The 16,958-nt window shown below is 66.8% G+C and carries 21 protein-coding genes; 7 read left to right on the top strand and 14 right to left on the bottom strand.

What is annotated here, in order from left to right:
- Position 1: 1 nt before the first annotated feature.
- Genes SLQ33_RS18230 through SLQ33_RS18240 form a run of 3 tightly spaced genes read right to left on the bottom strand, consistent with a single transcriptional unit; the run spans position 2 to position 3,417 of the window.
- Positions 2 to 1,681, bottom strand: coding sequence for a ribonuclease J (locus SLQ33_RS18230; protein ID WP_319455267.1), 1,680 nt, complete (start codon positions 1,679 to 1,681; stop codon positions 2 to 4).
- Entirely contained in the window at positions 1,678 to 2,580 is a 903-nt protein-coding gene (dapA, locus tag SLQ33_RS18235) for a 4-hydroxy-tetrahydrodipicolinate synthase (protein WP_319455268.1), read from the bottom strand. Before dapA ends, SLQ33_RS18230 begins: the two co-directional genes overlap by 4 nt.
- A 57-nt stretch (positions 2,581 to 2,637) precedes the next feature.
- Positions 2,638 to 3,417, bottom strand: a complete 780-nt coding sequence (locus tag SLQ33_RS18240) for a FadR/GntR family transcriptional regulator (RefSeq protein WP_319455269.1) — start codon at positions 3,415 to 3,417, stop codon at positions 2,638 to 2,640.
- Between the two features lie 85 nt (positions 3,418 to 3,502).
- On the opposite strand from SLQ33_RS18240, the gene SLQ33_RS18245 reads away from it, so the two are divergent.
- The 3 genes from SLQ33_RS18245 to SLQ33_RS18255 are packed head-to-tail and all read left to right on the top strand — an operon-like array spanning position 3,503 to position 6,440.
- The gene (locus tag SLQ33_RS18245) at positions 3,503 to 4,408 is read left to right on the top strand and encodes a proline iminopeptidase-family hydrolase (RefSeq protein ID WP_319455270.1); all 906 of its coding nucleotides are present in this window, start codon (positions 3,503 to 3,505) and stop codon (positions 4,406 to 4,408) included.
- A 37-nt stretch (positions 4,409 to 4,445) separates the two neighbouring features.
- Entirely contained in the window at positions 4,446 to 5,837 is a 1,392-nt protein-coding gene (locus tag SLQ33_RS18250) for an APC family permease (protein WP_319455271.1), read from the top strand.
- Between the two features lie 15 nt (positions 5,838 to 5,852).
- Positions 5,853 to 6,440: a nucleoside deaminase gene (locus tag SLQ33_RS18255; protein WP_319455272.1), complete on the top strand. Its 588-nt coding sequence runs from the start codon at positions 5,853 to 5,855 to the stop codon at positions 6,438 to 6,440.
- Positions 6,441 to 6,448: 8 nt separating this feature from the next.
- Here the strand turns inward: SLQ33_RS18255 and SLQ33_RS18260 are convergent, their stop codons facing one another.
- From SLQ33_RS18260 to SLQ33_RS18270, 3 genes are read right to left on the bottom strand one after another with little or no spacing between them, the layout of a single operon-like run.
- On the bottom strand, positions 6,449 to 7,660 hold the full coding sequence (locus SLQ33_RS18260; protein WP_319455273.1) for a winged helix-turn-helix domain-containing protein: 1,212 nt from the start codon (positions 7,658 to 7,660) through the stop codon (positions 6,449 to 6,451).
- A complete protein-coding gene (locus SLQ33_RS18265) occupies positions 7,657 to 8,139 on the bottom strand; it encodes a dihydrofolate reductase (protein ID WP_319455274.1) in 483 nt (160 codons plus the stop codon). Before SLQ33_RS18265 ends, SLQ33_RS18260 begins: the two co-directional genes overlap by 4 nt.
- Positions 8,136 to 8,936, bottom strand: a complete 801-nt coding sequence (locus SLQ33_RS18270) for a thymidylate synthase (protein WP_319455275.1) — start codon at positions 8,934 to 8,936, stop codon at positions 8,136 to 8,138. The genes SLQ33_RS18265 and SLQ33_RS18270 overlap by 4 nt, the downstream gene beginning before the upstream one ends.
- Before the next feature lie 64 nt (positions 8,937 to 9,000).
- Here SLQ33_RS18270 and SLQ33_RS18275 point away from each other — a divergent pair, with 64 nt between their 5' ends.
- Complete coding sequence (locus tag SLQ33_RS18275) at positions 9,001 to 9,738, top strand: dienelactone hydrolase family protein (RefSeq protein ID WP_319455276.1); 738 nt, start codon at positions 9,001 to 9,003, stop codon at positions 9,736 to 9,738.
- On the opposite strand, the gene SLQ33_RS18280 is transcribed toward SLQ33_RS18275, so the two are convergent.
- The 4 genes from SLQ33_RS18280 to dapB are packed head-to-tail and all read right to left on the bottom strand — an operon-like array spanning position 9,732 to position 11,853.
- Positions 9,732 to 10,190, bottom strand: a complete 459-nt coding sequence (locus SLQ33_RS18280; RefSeq protein WP_319455277.1) for a hypothetical protein — start codon at positions 10,188 to 10,190, stop codon at positions 9,732 to 9,734. The genes SLQ33_RS18275 and SLQ33_RS18280 overlap by 7 nt on opposite strands.
- A gap of 12 nt (positions 10,191 to 10,202) precedes the next feature.
- Entirely contained in the window at positions 10,203 to 10,658 is a 456-nt protein-coding gene (locus SLQ33_RS18285; RefSeq protein WP_319455278.1) for a flavodoxin, read from the bottom strand.
- Positions 10,655 to 11,122: a hypothetical protein gene (locus tag SLQ33_RS18290; RefSeq protein WP_319455279.1), complete on the bottom strand. Its 468-nt coding sequence runs from the start codon at positions 11,120 to 11,122 to the stop codon at positions 10,655 to 10,657. The genes SLQ33_RS18285 and SLQ33_RS18290 overlap by 4 nt, the downstream gene beginning before the upstream one ends.
- Complete coding sequence (gene dapB / locus SLQ33_RS18295; RefSeq protein ID WP_319455280.1) at positions 11,119 to 11,853, bottom strand: 4-hydroxy-tetrahydrodipicolinate reductase; 735 nt, start codon at positions 11,851 to 11,853, stop codon at positions 11,119 to 11,121. The genes SLQ33_RS18290 and dapB overlap by 4 nt, the downstream gene beginning before the upstream one ends.
- A gap of 66 nt (positions 11,854 to 11,919) precedes the next feature.
- Between dapB and SLQ33_RS18300 the strand changes: the two genes are divergently transcribed.
- Both SLQ33_RS18300 and SLQ33_RS18305 read left to right on the top strand, forming a co-directional pair.
- Complete coding sequence (locus SLQ33_RS18300; RefSeq protein WP_319455281.1) at positions 11,920 to 12,240, top strand: hypothetical protein; 321 nt, start codon at positions 11,920 to 11,922, stop codon at positions 12,238 to 12,240.
- 9 nt (positions 12,241 to 12,249) lie between these two features.
- Positions 12,250 to 13,158 (top strand): NAD(P)-dependent oxidoreductase, encoded by a 909-nt coding sequence (locus SLQ33_RS18305; RefSeq protein ID WP_319455282.1) that lies wholly within the window; start codon positions 12,250 to 12,252, stop codon positions 13,156 to 13,158.
- Positions 13,159 to 13,166: 8 nt separating this feature from the next.
- On the opposite strand, the gene SLQ33_RS18310 is transcribed toward SLQ33_RS18305, so the two are convergent.
- From SLQ33_RS18310 to SLQ33_RS18325, 4 genes are all read right to left on the bottom strand, one after another.
- Complete coding sequence (locus SLQ33_RS18310; RefSeq protein WP_319455283.1) at positions 13,167 to 13,475, bottom strand: hypothetical protein; 309 nt, start codon at positions 13,473 to 13,475, stop codon at positions 13,167 to 13,169.
- 128 nt (positions 13,476 to 13,603) lie between these two features.
- Positions 13,604 to 14,296: a UPF0158 family protein gene (locus SLQ33_RS18315; protein WP_319455284.1), complete on the bottom strand. Its 693-nt coding sequence runs from the start codon at positions 14,294 to 14,296 to the stop codon at positions 13,604 to 13,606.
- A gap of 85 nt (positions 14,297 to 14,381) precedes the next feature.
- Positions 14,382 to 15,236: a hypothetical protein gene (locus SLQ33_RS18320; RefSeq protein ID WP_319455285.1), complete on the bottom strand. Its 855-nt coding sequence runs from the start codon at positions 15,234 to 15,236 to the stop codon at positions 14,382 to 14,384.
- The gene (locus SLQ33_RS18325) at positions 15,233 to 15,748 is read right to left on the bottom strand and encodes an Lrp/AsnC family transcriptional regulator (RefSeq protein ID WP_319455286.1); all 516 of its coding nucleotides are present in this window, start codon (positions 15,746 to 15,748) and stop codon (positions 15,233 to 15,235) included. Before SLQ33_RS18325 ends, SLQ33_RS18320 begins: the two co-directional genes overlap by 4 nt.
- A 94-nt stretch (positions 15,749 to 15,842) precedes the next feature.
- Here SLQ33_RS18325 and ald point away from each other — a divergent pair, with 94 nt between their 5' ends.
- Complete coding sequence (ald, locus tag SLQ33_RS18330) at positions 15,843 to 16,958, top strand: alanine dehydrogenase (RefSeq protein ID WP_319455287.1); 1,116 nt, start codon at positions 15,843 to 15,845, stop codon at positions 16,956 to 16,958.

Genomic DNA, 16,958 nt, shown 5'->3' on the forward strand with positions numbered 1-16,958 from the left:
CTCAGTCGATCTCGAGCACCGTCGGCACGATCATCGGCTGCCGCCGGTAGACCTCGCCCACCCACTTGCCGACCGCCCGCCGGGCGGCCTGGGCGATGCGTGTGACGTCGGTGACCTTTTCCGCGGCAAGGGTTTCCAGCGTTTCGGTCACCTTCAACGCGGCCGGCTCGAGCGCCTTGGGATCCTCGGAGAATCCACGCGAATACAGATGAGGTGCCGCCACCAACTTGCCGGTGCCCCGTCGCACCACGACGGTGATCGCGATGAAACCCGATGAGAGCACGAGCCGTTCCCCGACCACGGACTCACCGACGTCGCCGGTGATCAGACCGTCGACGAACATCTTGCCCACCGGCACGGCCCCGGCGATCGACGTGACCCCGTTGACGAGGTCGACGCTGACGCCGTTCTCGGCCAGCATCACGTTCTCCTCCGGCACCCCGCTGAGGACCGCCAACTTCGAGTTCGCCCGCAGGTGCCGCCACGTGCCGTGCACCGGCATCACGTTGCGTGGTCGTACCCCGTTGTAGAGGAACATCAACTCACCGGCGTAGGCATGACCCGTAACGTGAACGCGCGCTTGAGCGTTCGTGACGACGCGGGCGCCGATCTTGGACAGTGAGTCGATGACGCCGTACACCGCCTCCTCGTTGCCGGGGATGAGCGAGGAAGACAGGATGATCAGATCGCCTGCGGTCAGGGTGATGCTGCGATGCTCACCTCGCGACATCCGCGACAACGCCGCCATTGGCTCGCCCTGCGTACCGGTGGTGATCAGCACCACGCGGTCGGCGGGCAGCAGCTCCGCCGCGCCGATGTCGATGACGTCTGAGTCCTCGACCCTCAGGAAACCCAACTCCCGCGCGATGCCCATGTTGCGCACCATCGACCGGCCCACGAAGGACACGCTGCGCCCAAGGGCCACCGCCGCGTCGACGATCTGCTGTACGCGGTCGACGTTGGACGCGAAGCACGCCACGATCACCCGACCGTCGGCACCGCGAATCAGCCGGTGCAGGGTGGGGCCGATCTCGCTCTCCGACGGACTGACTCCGGGATGCTCCGAATTCGTCGAATCGCAAAGGAACAGGTCGACTCCCGCGTCGCCGAGGCGCGACATGCCGGGCAGGTCCGTGGGCCGCCCGTCAAGCGGCATCTGGTCGAGTTTGATGTCGCCGGTCGCCAAAACCGTGCCTGCGCCGGTGTGCAGCGCGATCGCCAGGCAGCCCGGGATCGAGTGGTTCACCGCGAAGTACTGGCACTCGAAGACTCCGTGCGTGGTGCGCTGCCCCTCGGCCACCTCGACGAACACCGGCTTGATGCGATGCTCGCGGCACTTCTCGGCGACCAACGCCAGCGTGAACTTCGAACCGACGATCGGAATGTCGCGCCGCAACTTCAACAGATGCGGGATGGCCCCGATGTGATCTTCGTGCGCGTGCGTGATGACGACGGCCTCGATCTCGTCGAGGCGATTCTCGACGTGCCGGATGTCCGGCAGGATCAGGTCGACGCCCGGCTCGTCGTGGTTGGGGAACAACACCCCGCAGTCGATGATCAACAACCGGCCGAGGTGCTCGAAAACAGTCATGTTGCGGCCGATTTCGCCGATACCGCCCAGCGCCGTCACCCGCAACCCACCCGGAGCCAGTGGCCCTGGCGGGATCAGCGGGGTCGTCACTTCAGCACACCGGCGGCGCGCATGTCGGCGGCCAACGCCTCGATCTGCTCCGTAGTCGCAGGCATCTGGGGCAGCCTCGGATCGCCAGTCTCGATGCCCTGCAACCGAAGTCCGGCCTTGGACATCGTCACGCCCCCCAGTCTGCTCTGCGCGTCGTTGAGCACCCCGATCGCGACGTGGATCTTGCGCGCCGTCGCCACGTCGCCGGAGTTGAACGCCGACAACATGTCTCGGAGCTGGCTGGCGGCCAGATGGCCCCAGACGCTGATGAAGCCCGTCGCACCCATCGTCAGCCAGGGCAGGTTGAGCGCGTCGTCACCGCAGTAGTACGCCAGCCCGGTCTCGGCCATGATCATCGCCCCGCCGTGCAGATCGGACTTGGCGTCCTTCACGGCGACGATGTTCGGGTGCGACGCCAATGAGCGGATCGTGTCCCACTCGATCGGGATCACCGACCGCGGCGGTATGTCGTACAGCACGACCGGCAGGTCGGTGGCATCGGCGATGGCCGTGAAGTGCGCCACCAGCCCCGCTTGCGACGGGCGCGAGTAGTACGGCGTGACGACGAGCAGCCCGTGCGCACCTTCGGCCGCGCAGGCCTTGGCCGTGTGCACGCTGTGCGCGGTGTCATAGGTGCCCGCGCCTGCGATGATCCGAGCGCGGTCGCCGACGGCCTCCAGCACCGCCCCGAGCAGGGCGAGCTTCTCGTCGTCGGTGGTCGTCGGGGACTCGCCGGTGGTGCCGGACACCACCAGTCCGTCGCATCCCGAGTCGACCAGATGCGTCGCGAGCTTCTTGGCGGCGGCCACATCGAGCGAGCCGTCCGGGCCGAACGGCGTCACCATGGCAGTCAGCACGGTGCCCAAGCGTGCATCGGCGTCGAATCCGCTGGTGCTCACGGGGCTCAGATTACCCGCACGCTCCCAACGAAATATGCGCGGCGGGCCCAGCCCGCCCTATTCGTCGAGCGCGCCGGCACGACGCATCGCTGTGGATATGTTCTCGAAGTCGATCGCGACGTGTGCGCGGGCCAGCGCGTCGGCGTCATCACCGTGTCCTGCCGCGATCGCGGCGATGAGGTCGACGTGCTCGTGCAGCGCTCGAAGCTCCATCGCTCGCATCGTCGACGGCTCACCCCACAGGTGTGCCGGCGCGCCGATGCTGATCGAGGACTCGAGGTCGAGCAGTACCTGCTTGAGCACGGCGTTGTGGGCCGCATCCATGATCGCCAGGTGCAGCCGACTGTCGGCCTGCTGGGCGGCGAGGCCGCTGGGGGCGGTCCGGAAGGCCTCCAGCATCGCCCGCAGCGCGACGACGTCGCCGTCGGTGCGGGACTCGGCAGCGGCGCGGCACACGGCCCCGTGCAACCGGCAGATGGCGTCGCATCGGTCGCGGAGCTCGCCCAACCGAATCGACAGTGTGCGCCTCACCGCGTCGGTCGAGGATTCGGGCCACTGGTCGACGACGTAGGAGCCGCCGCCGCGGCCCCGGCGGGTTTCGAGCAGTCCCCTGTCTACCAATCTGGCGAGCGACGCGCGCAACGTCATCCGACCCACACCGAGGGCGGCAGCGAGTTCTCGCTCGACGGGAAGCCGGGCGCCCGGTAGGTATTCGCCGATGGCGATGGCCGTGACGAGCCGGTCGGTGATCTCGTCGACCACCGACGGCATCGCGACCTGCCGGGTGAGCAGGCCGCGCCCGGTCGGCGATGCGGGCACCGCGCTGGTGTCGGACACGTGTGGACCACCCTCTCTCGCTACCGGAATGTTAATTCGTATATTTGGTCTTGCAACGAGACCTTTACGGGTCCATGCTGACGAGATGGCCGCCGTCACCACGCACACCGTGCCGTTCCGCGACTACGAGACCTGGGTTCAGGTCACGACGCCGGACAACCCGCGTACCGGCGCTCGACCGTTGATCGTGCTGCACGGCGGACCCGGCATGGCCCACGACTACGTGCGGAACATCGCCGGGCTCGCCGACGAGACCGGACGGACGGTCGTCCACTACGACCAGCTCGGGTGCGGTCGCAGCACGCACCTCCCCGACGCACCCGTCGACTTCTGGGGACCGCCGCTGTTCGTCGACGAATTCCACGCCGTCCGTTCCGAACTCGGCATCGACGACTACCACCTGCTCGGTCAGTCGTGGGGCGGCATGTTGGGCGCTGAGATCGCCGTGCGCCGACCGCCGGGGCTGACCTCGCTTTCGATCTGCAACTCGCCGGCCTCCATGGCCCTCTGGATGGCCGCCGCCGCCGAGCTTCGGGCCCAGCTGCCCGAGCAGACCCAAGCCGCGTTGGACCGACACGAGGCCGCCGGCACCGTCACCGATCCGGAGTACCTCGCGGCGACGCAGGAGTTCTACGTCCGCCACGTCTGCCGCGTGACCCCCACCCCGCAGGACTTCCTCGACACCGAGGCCCAGATGGAAGCCGAGCCGACGGTCTACCACACCATGAACGGGCCCAACGAGTTTCACGTCCTCGGCACGCTGCGGGGCTGGAGCATCGTCGACCGGTTGGACCAGATCGCCGCGCCGACGCTGGTGATCGCAGGCGAGTTCGACGAAGCGACACCCGCGACATGGGCACCGTATGTCGAGCGGATCCCGGACGTGCGCAGTCATGTCTTCAGTGATGCCAGCCACTGCACCCATCTCGAGAAGCCCGAGGAGTTCAGGAGCGTCATCGCCGACTTCCTGGCCCCATACGACCCGGCCTGAGCCCAGGCCTGACCGACCCCCCGACGACAGGACCCCCATGCTTGAATCCGACATCCAAGCCAACCAGCGCCAACTCGAATCATTCGGGTACGCACAGGAACTCAACCGGTCGGTGTCGACCTTCGACCTGCTGGTGTACGGGCTGGTGTTCATGGTCCCGATCGCGCCGTGGGCGATCTTCGGCACGGTCTACAACAGCGCATCGGGCATGGTGCCGCTCGTCTACGTCGTCGGCCTGGTCGCCATGGTGTTCACGGCGCTCGCCTACGCGCAGATGGCGAAGTCGTTCCCCCTGGCCGGGTCGGTGTTCTCCTACGTCGGACGAGGCATCCATCCCGGCGTCGGGTTCTTCGCAGGCTGGGCCATCCTGCTGGACTACCTGCTAGTGCCCACGCTGCTGTACGTGTTCGCGGCCGAGTCGATGATCGGGTTGTTCCCTGGCACGCCCCGCTGGCTGTGGGCCATCGTGTTCGTGGTGGTCAACACCATCATCAACCTGTTGGGCATCGGCTCACTGAAGATCGCCAACCGCATCTTCCTGGCGATCGAACTGGTCTTCGTGGTGATCTTCGTCGTCATCGCCGTCCGCGCCATCAACGGCCAGTCACTGCCCAACGTCGGCTGGAGCATCACCCCGATCTGGGACCCGAACACCGTCAGCGCTCCCCTACTCGCCGCCGCGCTGTCGATCGCCGTGCTGAGTTTCCTTGGCTTCGACGGGATCTCGACGCTCGCCGAGGAGTCGACCGGCCGCAAGAACCCCGCGGGGCGGGCCATGATCATCGCCCTGTTCGTCGTCGCCGCCCTGTTCGTCACCCAGACGTGGCTCGCCAGCCTCCTGGCCGGCGGCCGCGAGGCGTTCAGCGACGACGAGGTCGGCAACGCGTTCTTCACCCTGGTCGAGGCGGCGTCCAACACCGGCTGGATGAACGCATTCTTCGCGGTCAACGTGATGGCGGTCGGCTTCGCCAACGCGATGGCGGCCCAGGCCGCGACCAGCCGGCTGCTCTACTCGATGAGCCGCGACAAGCAACTGCCCAGCTTCCTGTCCAAGATCAGCAGCCGCAAGGTGCCGATGGCGGCGCTGCTCTTCGTCAGCGCGATCAGCCTGGTGCTGGTGCTGTTCTTCGTCGGCCAGATCGCGCTGATCTCGTCGCTGGTGAACTTCGGTGCACTGTTCGGCTTCTGCCTGCTGCACCTCTCGGTGATCTGGTACTACGTGGTGCGCCAGAAGTCGAAGAACTATCTGCTGCATCTGGTGGTGCCGACGCTGGGCTTCGTGATCATCGCCTACGTGCTGTTCAACGCCGACGCGCTCGCCAAGATCGGCGGCCTGGTGTGGCTGGTGCTCGGTGCCGCCGTGTTCGGGGTGAACATCGTGCGCGGCAAGGGCGTTCCGGAGCTTTCCGAGGAGTCCGTCGACGCGTAGCCGTTAGGGTTGGCCATGCCCGCCTCGACGATCGCTTCGCGCCTGCTCGACGTCATCGACCTCGACATCCTGCCGCTCACCGAGCGCGGTGTGGCCGCAGGCAACAAGGTGTTCGGCGCGGCCCTGCTGCGCAAGTCCGATCTGTCGCTGGTCTTGGCGGGCACCAACGACGAAACCGACAATCCGCTGCTGCACGGCGAGATCAACACCCTGAACCGGTTCTACGAACTGACCGACCGGCCGCCGACAAGCGATCTCGTCTTCCTCACCACCCACGAGCCGTGCACCCTGTGCATGTCGGCGATCACGTGGGCCGGATTCGACAACTACTACTACTTCTACAGCCACGAGGATTCCCGCGACGCCTTCGCGATCCCGCACGACCTGAAGATCCTCAAGGAACTCTTCGGGTTGGAACCGGGCGGCTATCGCCGCACCAACGCGTTCTGGACCGCCTACTCGATATCCGACCTCGTCGAGTCGGAGTCAGAGCCGCTTCGCACCAAACTCCGCGCCCACGCCGACCAAATCCGCACGCGCTACGCCGGGCTTTCGCAGCAGTATCAGGAATCGAAGGGCGACAACGACATCCCGTTGAGTTGACGGAGCACTCAGCCGAGCGCCCGGCGAAGCGGCCCGACCAGGTCGCCCCGCTTGCCGACCCGCACGTCCGAGAGCCCCAGCCACGACGCCATCGACCGCAACTCCCCCGCCAGCGCCTCGGCCACCCGGACCGCGTCCTGCCCCGGCTCGGTGAACGCCCCCACCGCGTTCAGCGCGTCGGCGGCTCGGTCGGCCTTGAGGTCGACGCGGCCCACTAGCTTGCCGTCCAACAGGAACGGCCACACGTAGTAGCCGAACTGCCGCTTCGGCTGTGGCGTGTAGATCTCGATGCGGTAGTGGAAGTCGAACAGCCGCTCGACGCGGGGCCGGAAGAAGATCAGCGGGTCGAACGGGCACAGCAGCGCGGTCCCGCGATCGCGACGCGGCACCTGCTGGCCCGCCCTCAGGTAGGCCGGGGCGTTCCACCCATCGACCTCGACGGGTTCGAGCTCACCGGTGGATACCAATGCGGCGATCGCGGGCTTGGCCTGTTTGGCGCCGAGCCGGAAGTAGTCACGGATGTCGGTCTCGGTGGCCACCCCCAACGCCGAGGCCGCGCGCAAAACCAGTTCCCGGATGGCCTCGTCATCGTCGATCTGACGGGCCACCACCTCGGGCGGCAGCGCCCGTTCGGTGAGCTCGTAATGTCGCGCGAACCCGACCCGGGTGCCGGTGGTCAGCACGCCGGCGGCGAACAGCGCCTCGGCCACCCACTTGGTGTCGCTGCGGTCCCACCAGGGTCCCTTCCTGCCGCGGGGCTTGTCCGCTTCGAGGTGCGCCTCGATCTGCCCGCACGTCGATGGACCGAGCTCGGCGACGGCGGCGACGACGTTCTCGGCCAGCCTTGCGTTCTTCTTGACGATCTCGGTGCCCCACCGGCCGTGGGTGTACTCGCGCATCCGCCAGCGCAGCAGCGGCCAGTCGTCGACGGCCATCAGCGCCGCCTCGTGCGCCCAGTACTCGACGAGCAACCGGGGCGAGCGCGCGCTGTGACTCCACGCCGCGCGGTCGACGACGTCGCGGTCATACGGGCCCAGCCTGCTGAACACCGGTGCGTAGTGCGCGCGCACGGCGACCGACACCGAGTCGATCTGCAACACCTGAATCCGTGAGACGAGCCGACGCAGATGAGCCCGCGTCACCGGACCGACGGGCTTGGGCTCCGCGAACCCCTGAGCGGCGACCGCCGTCCGGCGCGCCGCATCCGCCGTGAGCTTCATGCCCGAACGTAGCTGCAGAACCGGTATTGCAACCCGGATGCGCTGGTCAGCCACTCCCCCTCGGTGCCGACCCACTGGTCGTCGAGCGCAGGCGCGACGGCATCGTCGTGCTCGGGCGGCAAGTCGACGTCGACCTCGGTGACCTCACACCGGGTCGCGATCGGCAGGGCGAGCGCGTAGATCTGCGCACCGCCAATGATCCAGGTCTCGTCATCGGTGAGCGCCTGGTCGAGACCGGCCACCACCGTCGCTTCGTCAGCCACGTACCCAGCTTGCCGCGTCACTACGACATTTCTGCGTCCCGGCAGCGGCCGCACCTTGGCGGGCAGCGACTCCCACGTCAGCCGCCCCATGACGACGGTATGGCCCATCGTGAGCTCCTTGAAGCGGGCCTGGTCCTCGGGAAGGCGCCACGGGATGCCGTTGTCGCGGCCGATGACGCCGGAGCTCGACTGAGCCCAGATGAGCCCAACCGTCATACCGCGACGGGGGCCTTGATCCCCGGATGTGGGTCGTAGTTGACGATGGCGACGTCGTCGTAGGTGTAGTCGAAGATCGAATCCCGCGGCGCCAGCACGAGTTCGGGGTACGGACGAGGGTCGCGGCTCAGCTGAAGCGTGACCTGCTCGACGTGGTTGTCGTAGATGTGACAGTCCCCGCCCGTCCAGACGAACTCGCCGACGCCGAGCCCGGCCTGTGCGGCCATCATGTGCGTCAGCAATGCATAGCTCGCGATGTTGAAGGGCACGCCGAGGAAGAGGTCGGCGCTGCGCTGGTAGAGCTGACAGGACAGCTTGCCGTCGGCGACGTAGAACTGGAAGAAGGCGTGACAGGGCGGCAGGGCCATCTGCGGGATCTCGCCGACGTTCCAGGCCGACACGATGTTGCGGCGGGAGTCCGGGTCGCGTTTGAGCAGCTCCAGCGACGCACTGATCTGATCGACGTGCTCACCCGACGGCGTGGGCCAGGACCGCCATTGCACGCCGTAAACCGGGCCGAGATCGCCTGTTTCGCTTGCCCATTCATCCCAGATGGTGACGCCGTGCTCGTGTAGCCAGGCGACGTTGGAGTCGCCGCGCAGGAACCACAGCAGTTCGTAGACGACGGACTTGAGGTGCACCTTCTTGGTGGTGATCAGGGGAAAGCCGGCCGCCAGGTCGTAACGCAGCTGGTGGCCGAACAGGCTGCGGGTGCCGGTTCCGGTGCGGTCGGACTTCGGCGTGCCCTGCTCGAGCACCAGCCGCAACAAGTCCTCATAGGGAGTTGCGATGGGCACGGGCTCAGCTTACGTCGACCGGCCGACAGTGCAGCCTTCACACACCGGGAGTAGAACGGAGCCCATGCCAACGATCACCGACGCCATCATCACCGCCGACGGAACCTGTCCCGTGACGCTGTCCACCCCCGAGGGCGACGGCCCGTGGCCCGGGGTGGTCATGTACCCCGACGCGGGCGGTATCCGACAGACATTCCGCGAGCAGGCCGAGCAACTGGCCAGCTACGGCTACGCCGTACTGGTTCCCGACGTCTATTACCGCGACGGGGACTGGACGCCGTTCGACATGCAGACCGTGTTCGCCGACGAGGACGAGCGCAAGCGCCTGTTCGGGATGATTTCGAAGGTCACCCCGGATCTGATGGCGGCCGACGCCGCCGCGTTCTTCGACTATCTCGAGGCACGCCCCGAGGTGACGGGCGTTACCTTCGGCACCACCGGATACTGCATGGGCGGGCGGACGTCGCTAGTCGTGGCCGGGCGGGTGCCCGAGCGGGTAGCCACGGCGATGTCCTTCCACGGTGGTGGGCTGGCATCCGACGACCCAGGCAGCCCGCACCTGTTGGCCGACCAGATGCAGGCCACGGTGTACGTGGGCGCCGCGGAGAACGACCAGTCCTTCACCGCCGAGCAGGGCGAGACGCTGGACAAGGCCTTGACTGCCGCCGACGTCGAACACGCCATCGAGTTCTATTCCGCTGCACACGGTTTCGCCGTACCCGACAACCCAACGTACGACCCGTCCGCGGCGAAACGCCATTGGGAAGCCATGGAGCGGGTGTTCGGCGCCACCTTCTACTGATCGTCGTGGTCGCGCATGAGTGACCTGATGCCACGGACGACACCGCGGGCGGCGTACATCCCGGCGATGATCGACAGCAGGATCAGCACCACGAACATGGGCCAGAATTGGGCCTTGGCGCGGTCGGCGACTTCCCACCACACGATCGTGAACAGGATGGCGCAGAGGAACACGACGATGTCGCGCCAGTTTCCTCGGTAGGACTGAGCCATCTCGACCAGCGACCGGTTCTTGTCGACCCCGGCGACGATGTCGTCGATGCGAATGTCGATGACGCGCTGCAGTTGAGCGCGCCGCTCCACCTGATCGGGTGGGAGCAGCTCCAACAGTTCCATGTCTTGTTTGATCAAGCCGCGGACGTCGGGACCGCGCAGATTGCCGGCGAGCAGGCCGACCAGTGCCCCACCGGCGATCGGCGCCCCAGCCAAGGCGAAACTCGCGAGACCGGACATGAGACTCCTCCGTCACTCCATGAGCGTGGCGGCCACCGTGGCGCCAAGCTCGTAAGCCCGTTCGCGGACACCCGCGTCGACGGGCCCCGTCACCTCGAGTACGTCTGCGACCCGTTTCAGGGCGAGCCCGGTGGCCAGCTTGCCGACCGCCGACGCCGCACCGACCGTGTCGTCGTTGCCGTGCACCCATAGTCCGTATGGCCGACCGGCGACGTGATCGAGGCTGGGGTAATAGACCGTATCGAAGAAGTGCTTGAGCGCACCCGACATATAGCCGAAGTTCGCAGTCGTCCCGAACAGATAGCCGTCCGCATCGAGCATGTCCGTGACGGTGCCCGCCAGTGCGGGCCGCACCACGACGTCGACGCCAGAAATGTCGGGATCTCCCGCGCCGGCCAGGACCGCCTCGAGCAGCTCGCGCGTCGCCGGCGACGGGGTGTGATGAACGACCAGCAGCGTCTTGCTCACCTACCCCGCTCCTCCATCTGCACCGCCGTCTTCATCGTCTCCCGAGCCCGGCTGCGGTCACCGGCGTAATCGTAGGCCCGCGCCAGCCGGTACCAGCGCCGCCAGTCGTCGGGGTCGTCCTCGAGTTCGGCCTTCACGGTCTGAAAGAGAGCGTCGGCGGCGTCGCGCTGAATGCGGCCGGACGGCAGTCGCGGCAAGGCGCTGACGTCGAGCTCCATGCCCTGTTCCCGAACGGCGCGGGCGAGTCGCTGGTGAGCGAAACCGGCACGTAGCGTGGCGATCATCGCCCACAGTCCGATGACGGGAAAGCCGAACACGGCAACGCCCAGTCCGATCGCGGCGGGCTCGCCCGACGTAACCAGCACGACGGCGGCGCGACCGAGCAGAACGAAGTAGACGACGAGTGCGATGCACATGAAGCCGATCAGCAGCTGGATGCGCAGCGCACGCGAGCCTTCGCTCACAGGTCGAGCAGCGGTTCGATCCCCACGGTGAGCCCCGGCCGCTCGTGCACGTGCCGGACCGCGAGCAGGACACCGGGGACGAACGACGTGCGGTCGAGGCTGTCGTGGCGGATCGTGAGTGTCTCCCCCTGCGTGCCGAAGAGGATCTCCTGGTGCGCGACGAGGCCGGCCAACCGCACCGAATGCACCCGAATGCCGTCGACGTCGGCGCCGCGCGCTCCCTCGAGTCCGGTGCTGGTGGCATCGGGGTTGGGCGGCAACCCCTTTCGTGCCTCGGCGATGAGCCGGGCGGTGCGTGCCGCGGTGCCCGACGGCGCATCGGCCTTGTATGGGTGGTGCAACTCGATGACCTCGACCGATTCGAAGAAGCGGGCCGCCTGCTTGGCGAATTGCATCGACAGCACGGCTCCGATGGCGAAGTTCGGTGCGATCAATACGGCTGCGCCGGGCTTGCCCGTCAGCCAGGCCTCGACCTGGGCGACGCGTTCGTCGGTGAACCCCGTGGTGCCGACGACGGCGTGAATCCCGTTGTCGATGAGGAACTTCAGGTTGTCCATCACGACGCTGGGATGGGTGAAGTCGACGACGACCTGGGTCCGGCTGTCGGTGAACGCACTCAACGGGTCGCCGGCGTCGACGCCGGCGGTGAACTCCAGGTCGTCGGCGGCCTCCACCGCGTCGACGATCGTCGCCCCGACCTTGCCCTTTGCGCCAAGCACTCCCACTCGCATGGCAGTGAGCGTAGTCGGCGCACTCCGCAACCGAACTTGTCGGTGATCCGAACTAACGTTCGAACCATGACTTTCGATCACATTCAAGACCAGCTCTTCGATGCCATCGCCGACGTCGAAGACGCGCTTGACTCGCTAGGCGGCGCTGAGGTGGAGTACATGACGACCGACGAGCTATCGCATGTGCTCGACGTGCTCGGCCTGACCGCAACCGGCATCCGCAGGTTCGCGAAGTCGATCATCGATCGCCAACCCGTGTCGCCGGAGGTGGAGCAGATGTTGCGGGAGTTCGAGGCGAACTTCCGAAGTCGGCGGCACCACCCAGCCCGTCGCGAGTGTGCGGGCGAAGCCTCGATCTCCGCCCCGCGGGCGAACCCCTCGCCTTAGCATCAGCCAATGCGCGGCTTCAAGATTCTGATTACTGGTCCGACCGGCCAGGTGGCCGCACCGCTTGCGAAGGCGTTGGCCGCCGACAACGAGGTGTGGGGCATCGCTCGCTTCAGCGACGCCGCGGCGCGGGAAGACTTGGAGAAGTCCGGAATTCGTTGTCAGAAGGTCAACCTCGCCGCGGGCGAATTCGCGGGAATCCCGTCCGACTTCGACTACGTGCTGAACTTGGCGGTGGCCAAGAGCGGAAGGTGGGACAAGGATCTCGCGGCCAACGCGGAGTCCGTCGGCCTGCTCATGGCGCATTGCAGCGACGCCAAGGCGTTCTTGCAGTGCTCGTCGGCCGCCGTGTACGACCCGCCCGACGACGAGCCTCGAACCGAGGACTCCGCGCTCGGCGACAACCACAAGTCGCTGTTCCCCACGTACTCCATCTCGAAGATCGCAGGCGAGGTCGTTGCGCGTTCGATGGCGCGCGCGCTCGGCGTGCCCACCATCATCGCGCGGCTCAACGTCCCGTACGGCGACAACGGCGGCTGGCCGTTCTATCAGATGGAGATGCTGCTGGCGGGCGTTCCGATCCCGGTTCCACCAGGAGGCCCCGCGCGCTACAACCCCATCCACGAAGACGACGTCATCGCCACGCTGCCAGGGCTACTCGAGGCGGCTTCGGTGCCCGCAATCACGGTCAACTGGTGCGGTGAGCAGACCGTGAGCATTCAGGAGTGGTGCACGTACATCGGATCGCTCGTCGGCCGCGAGCCGGTGTTCGAGGAGAGCGCGCAGGCCCTGCGTGGCGGTCCGACCAGTACGGCCCGGATGCGCGAACTCGTCGGCGGCACCACGGTCGACTGGCGCGACGGGATTCGCCGAATGGTCACCACGTTCCATCCGGAACTGGCGCACCTCACTACCTAGCAAGGTGGTCAGCAGCTGACGTCGACGTACACCGTCTTCGAGGTAACCGTAGTGACGATGTCGTCCATCGCACCGGGCGCACCGGAATCCATTCGGGCGAACGTCTGGCCGGGGCGTACCGAACTGACGACGCACTGATCCAGGGATGCAGTGCCGATCTTGTTCACGATCACCTGGAAACCGTCGGCTTGCAGGTTGCCGACGATCTCGGCTGCGGTGGCCGGACCGGCCGGTGCCGCACTTGCGGCGCCGGCCAAACCGACGGCCGCGGCGGCGATTGCCCCGGCGGCGATGACTGGCAACATGAAGGACTTCATTGTCGTTCCTTTCAGGAATGAATGCTGGAGACACGTTCTTGACTGCGGTGTGCTCATGCCCTTCATTCGTTACAGCTGCCCGCCCGGATGGGGTTGCGAACAGATCACGCGCACGCACTTGATTTCGGCTACGAGCGTGCCGTGCCTGCCGGTCGGTAACCCTCGGCTGCCAGCCATGCGCGAGCCCGACCACGCTGTCGCTCATCTCGAAGCCTGACGTAGCGCTCGAGCTCCTCCGGCCAGCGGGAAAGCACGTCCTTGAACCTGCGAAAGGCGCCCTTGCCTGCTATCGCGATCTCGAGGCGATCGGCGATCTCGGGGTCGGTCACGGTGGCTATGAACCGCTCCATGTCGCGATAGGCGTCGTGTGAACCCTGATGATGTATGTAGAGCCAGGAGTCCTCGACATCGTCGACGTCGTCCTCATCGATATCGTCGTGCGGAGGCCAGATCTGGCCTGACTTGAGTTCGATCCGAGCTTCGCCGTAGAGCGGATCACCTTCCAAGAAAGACGCCAATTCCTCCACATCGACAGGGAGCGGGCGCAGCAACGGTGTGGCACTCAACCCCAAAGCTGCCTCGAGTTGGTCGGCCAACTCGTCGTCTCCCACCCACGACCGCGCCCGCAGCGCAGCCGCGCACTGTGTCGCCAGGTCCACCGCTCCATCGACGCCCTGAGCGACGGCGTCCCGAAGGCCATCGCCCGCCATCTGCAGCACATCAACGGTCAGCCGCCCACGCACTACCTCAACGACCGACCCGTCGCCCCTGTAGACGGCGCCGCGCAGCTGACCGACGGCCTCGCGATCCCAGCGGCGCATACGGAGACGGTAGTAACTTCAGAGGTGACCCCCGTACGCAGGTGCTCAAAGATCAGCCCGACCACGTCTCGGGTGTCCACCACGCTCATTCAGACTGACGAGCCGTGATGGCCGACAGCTCCGATTCAGCCTTCGCGAGCGCCGATTCTGCGACCTCCACCCGATCGGCAGCACTTTGGGCAGCCTGCTCGGCAGCGACGTGTTCGGCGTCGGCGGCGTTCAGTTCCCGTTCGGCCGCGTGCAGGGATTCCAGCAGTTTCTCGTAGCGCCGGCGGGCGGACTTTAGCTTCGCCTTCCGATCGGCGACCGCCTCGACGGCCTCGGCCTCGGCCGCCTGAGCGGCTTCGGCTTCGGTGGCCGCGGTGGCCTGCCGCTTTCGCGCCGCTCTGACTTCAGCCGCGGTCGGCCCGGAATCGCGCACCGGTTCGGGCTCGCGCGCCTTCTGACCGGGCTCGGCGGCGACGACCGTCGATGCGTCGAACTCGCCGAAACCCGACCACTGCTCGGCCTTCTCGAGCCGGCCCAATCGTCCAGCGACCTCGCGATCGGCGATCGCCGCTTGTAGCGTGCCGATCACGTCGTCGCGCAACGCTCCAGTGGGTTCCGAGATCCCGGCCGCGGCGAACGCAGTGCGCACCAGCTCGTCGACCAATTTGCGCTGCGCCGTGGACAACTCGCGGATGCGGGGCCCGTCCATGGCCGAGTGCGCGGCCCGCAGCGCCTCGGTCAATTTGGCCAACCGCGACGGCGTCGTCGCGTCGGCGCGTACCAGCACGTTGACCACCCACGCCGCCGTCGTCGGCCGTCGCGCCGCGGCGATCAGCTTGGCCGCGTCCGGGTCTCCCCGCTTCTTGGCCGCCGTTGAGAGCTCCTTGCGCAACGCCGTGAACTCCTCGGGCCGCACCGAGTACAGCCGATCGAGGTCGTCGTCGGCGCTCACAGCGGGGACGCCCCTCGGAGGTGCTCGAAGATCAACGAGGTCTGGGTGCCCGCCACGTCGGAGTCGGCGTTGAGGTTCTCGACGACGAACGACCGCAGATCGTCGGTGTCGCGGGCCGCGACGTGCAGGATGAAGTCGTCGGCGCCGGCCAGGAAGTACACGTCCATGACCTGGGGGCGCCGTCTGATGTGCCGGATGAAGCTCTCGATCTTGCCGCGCGCATTCGCCTGCAGGCTCACCGAGATCATCGCCTGAAGCGACAATCCGATGGCCGATGGATCGATGTCGGCGTAGAAACCGCGGATGACGCCCACTTCCTGAAGCCTCCGCACCCGGCCGTGACACGTCGACGCCGCGATGCCGACCAGGTCGGCCAACGCACTGTTGGACATGCGCGCGTCGGCGTGCAGGGCGGTCAGGATGCGCCGGTCCGTGTCGTCGAGATCGACTGCTCGAACATTCTTCGGCGACACACCCCTGGAAATCCTTGAATCCGATGATTGGACCGCCATGACACGATGATACCGAATATTTATCGAACCAATTGCGGATCAGTCGCAGTTTCTTCACACTTTGAGGAGTCGCATCGCGAGTCTAGGAGCTGAAATGCGCGTCGGAATCCCCGCCGAGATCAAGAACAACGAATACCGCGTCGCCATCACCCCGGCAGGCGTGGCCGAGCTGACCCGTCGCGGTCACGAGGTGCTGGTCCAAGCCGGCGCAGGTGAGGGTTCGGCAATCTCCGACCGCGACTTCAAGGCCGCGGGCGCGCAGTTGATCGAGACCGCCGACAAGGTGTGGGCCGAGGCCGACCTACTGCTCAAGGTCAAGGAACCCATCGAGGCCGAGTACGGCCGCATGCGCAAGGGTCAGACCCTTTTCACCTACCTCCATCTCGCGGCATCCAAGCCGTGCACCGACGCGCTCATGGCGTCGGGCACCACGTCGATCGCGTACGAGACCGTTCAGACCGCCGACGGCGCACTCCCCCTCCTCGCCCCGATGAGCGAGGTCGCCGGGCGCCTTGCCGCCCAGGTCGGCGCCTACCACCTGATGCGGACCCAAGGCGGTCGCGGCGTGCTGATGGGCGGTGTCCCCGGCGTCGCGCCGGCCAAGGTCGTCGTCATCGGCGGCGGCATGGCCGGCGACAACGCCGCCGCCGTCGCCTGGGGCATGGGCGCGCACGTCACCGTGTTCGACCTCAACGTCAACATCCTGCGCAAGATCGACGCCGAGTACGGCGGCGCCATCGAGACCCGCTACTCGTCGACGCTCGACCTCGAGGACGCCGTCAAGCAGGCCGACCTGGTGATCGGCGCCGTGCTGGTGCCCGGAGCCAAAGCACCCAAGCTGGTCACCAATTCGACCGTCGCGCAGATGAAGTCGGGTGCGGTGCTGGTCGACATCGCGATCGATCAGGGCGGCTGCTTCGAGGACTCCCGGCCCACGACGCATGACGATCCGACGTTCAACGTCCACGACACCGTCTTCTACTGTGTCGCCAACATGCCGGGCGCCGTGCCGCGGACGTCGACCTACGCGCTGACCAACGCGACCATGCCCTACGTGCTCAAGCTTGCCGACAAGGGCTGGAAAGCCGCCTGTGCCGCGGATGCCGCTCTGGCGAAGGGCCTTTCGACGCATGAGGGCGCGCTGCTCTCCGCGCAGGTGGCCTCCGACCTGGCGCTGCCATTCACCGATCCCGCGACGGTGCTGGCCTAG

The sequence above is a fragment of the Mycobacterium sp. RTGN6 genome, assembly GCF_033804605.1.
Taxonomy (GTDB): Bacteria; Actinomycetota; Actinomycetes; order Mycobacteriales; family Mycobacteriaceae; genus Mycobacterium.

Coding starts and splice junctions, on each gene's coding strand:
- SLQ33_RS18245 (WP_319455270.1), top strand. CDS start 3,503: ATGGCCGCCGTCACCACGCACACCGTGCCGTTCCGCGACTACGAGACC.
- SLQ33_RS18250 (WP_319455271.1), top strand. CDS start 4,446: ATGCTTGAATCCGACATCCAAGCCAACCAGCGCCAACTCGAATCATTC.
- SLQ33_RS18255 (WP_319455272.1), top strand. CDS start 5,853: ATGCCCGCCTCGACGATCGCTTCGCGCCTGCTCGACGTCATCGACCTC.
- SLQ33_RS18260 (WP_319455273.1), bottom strand. CDS start 7,660: ATGAAGCTCACGGCGGATGCGGCGCGCCGGACGGCGGTCGCCGCTCAG.
- SLQ33_RS18265 (WP_319455274.1), bottom strand. CDS start 8,139: ATGACGGTTGGGCTCATCTGGGCTCAGTCGAGCTCCGGCGTCATCGGC.
- SLQ33_RS18275 (WP_319455276.1), top strand. CDS start 9,001: ATGCCAACGATCACCGACGCCATCATCACCGCCGACGGAACCTGTCCC.
- SLQ33_RS18280 (WP_319455277.1), bottom strand. CDS start 10,190: ATGTCCGGTCTCGCGAGTTTCGCCTTGGCTGGGGCGCCGATCGCCGGT.
- dapB (WP_319455280.1), bottom strand. CDS start 11,853: ATGCGAGTGGGAGTGCTTGGCGCAAAGGGCAAGGTCGGGGCGACGATC.
- SLQ33_RS18300 (WP_319455281.1), top strand. CDS start 11,920: ATGACTTTCGATCACATTCAAGACCAGCTCTTCGATGCCATCGCCGAC.
- SLQ33_RS18305 (WP_319455282.1), top strand. CDS start 12,250: ATGCGCGGCTTCAAGATTCTGATTACTGGTCCGACCGGCCAGGTGGCC.
- SLQ33_RS18310 (WP_319455283.1), bottom strand. CDS start 13,475: ATGAAGTCCTTCATGTTGCCAGTCATCGCCGCCGGGGCAATCGCCGCC.
- SLQ33_RS18315 (WP_319455284.1), bottom strand. CDS start 14,296: ATGCGCCGCTGGGATCGCGAGGCCGTCGGTCAGCTGCGCGGCGCCGTC.
- SLQ33_RS18325 (WP_319455286.1), bottom strand. CDS start 15,748: ATGGCGGTCCAATCATCGGATTCAAGGATTTCCAGGGGTGTGTCGCCG.
- ald (WP_319455287.1), top strand. CDS start 15,843: ATGCGCGTCGGAATCCCCGCCGAGATCAAGAACAACGAATACCGCGTC.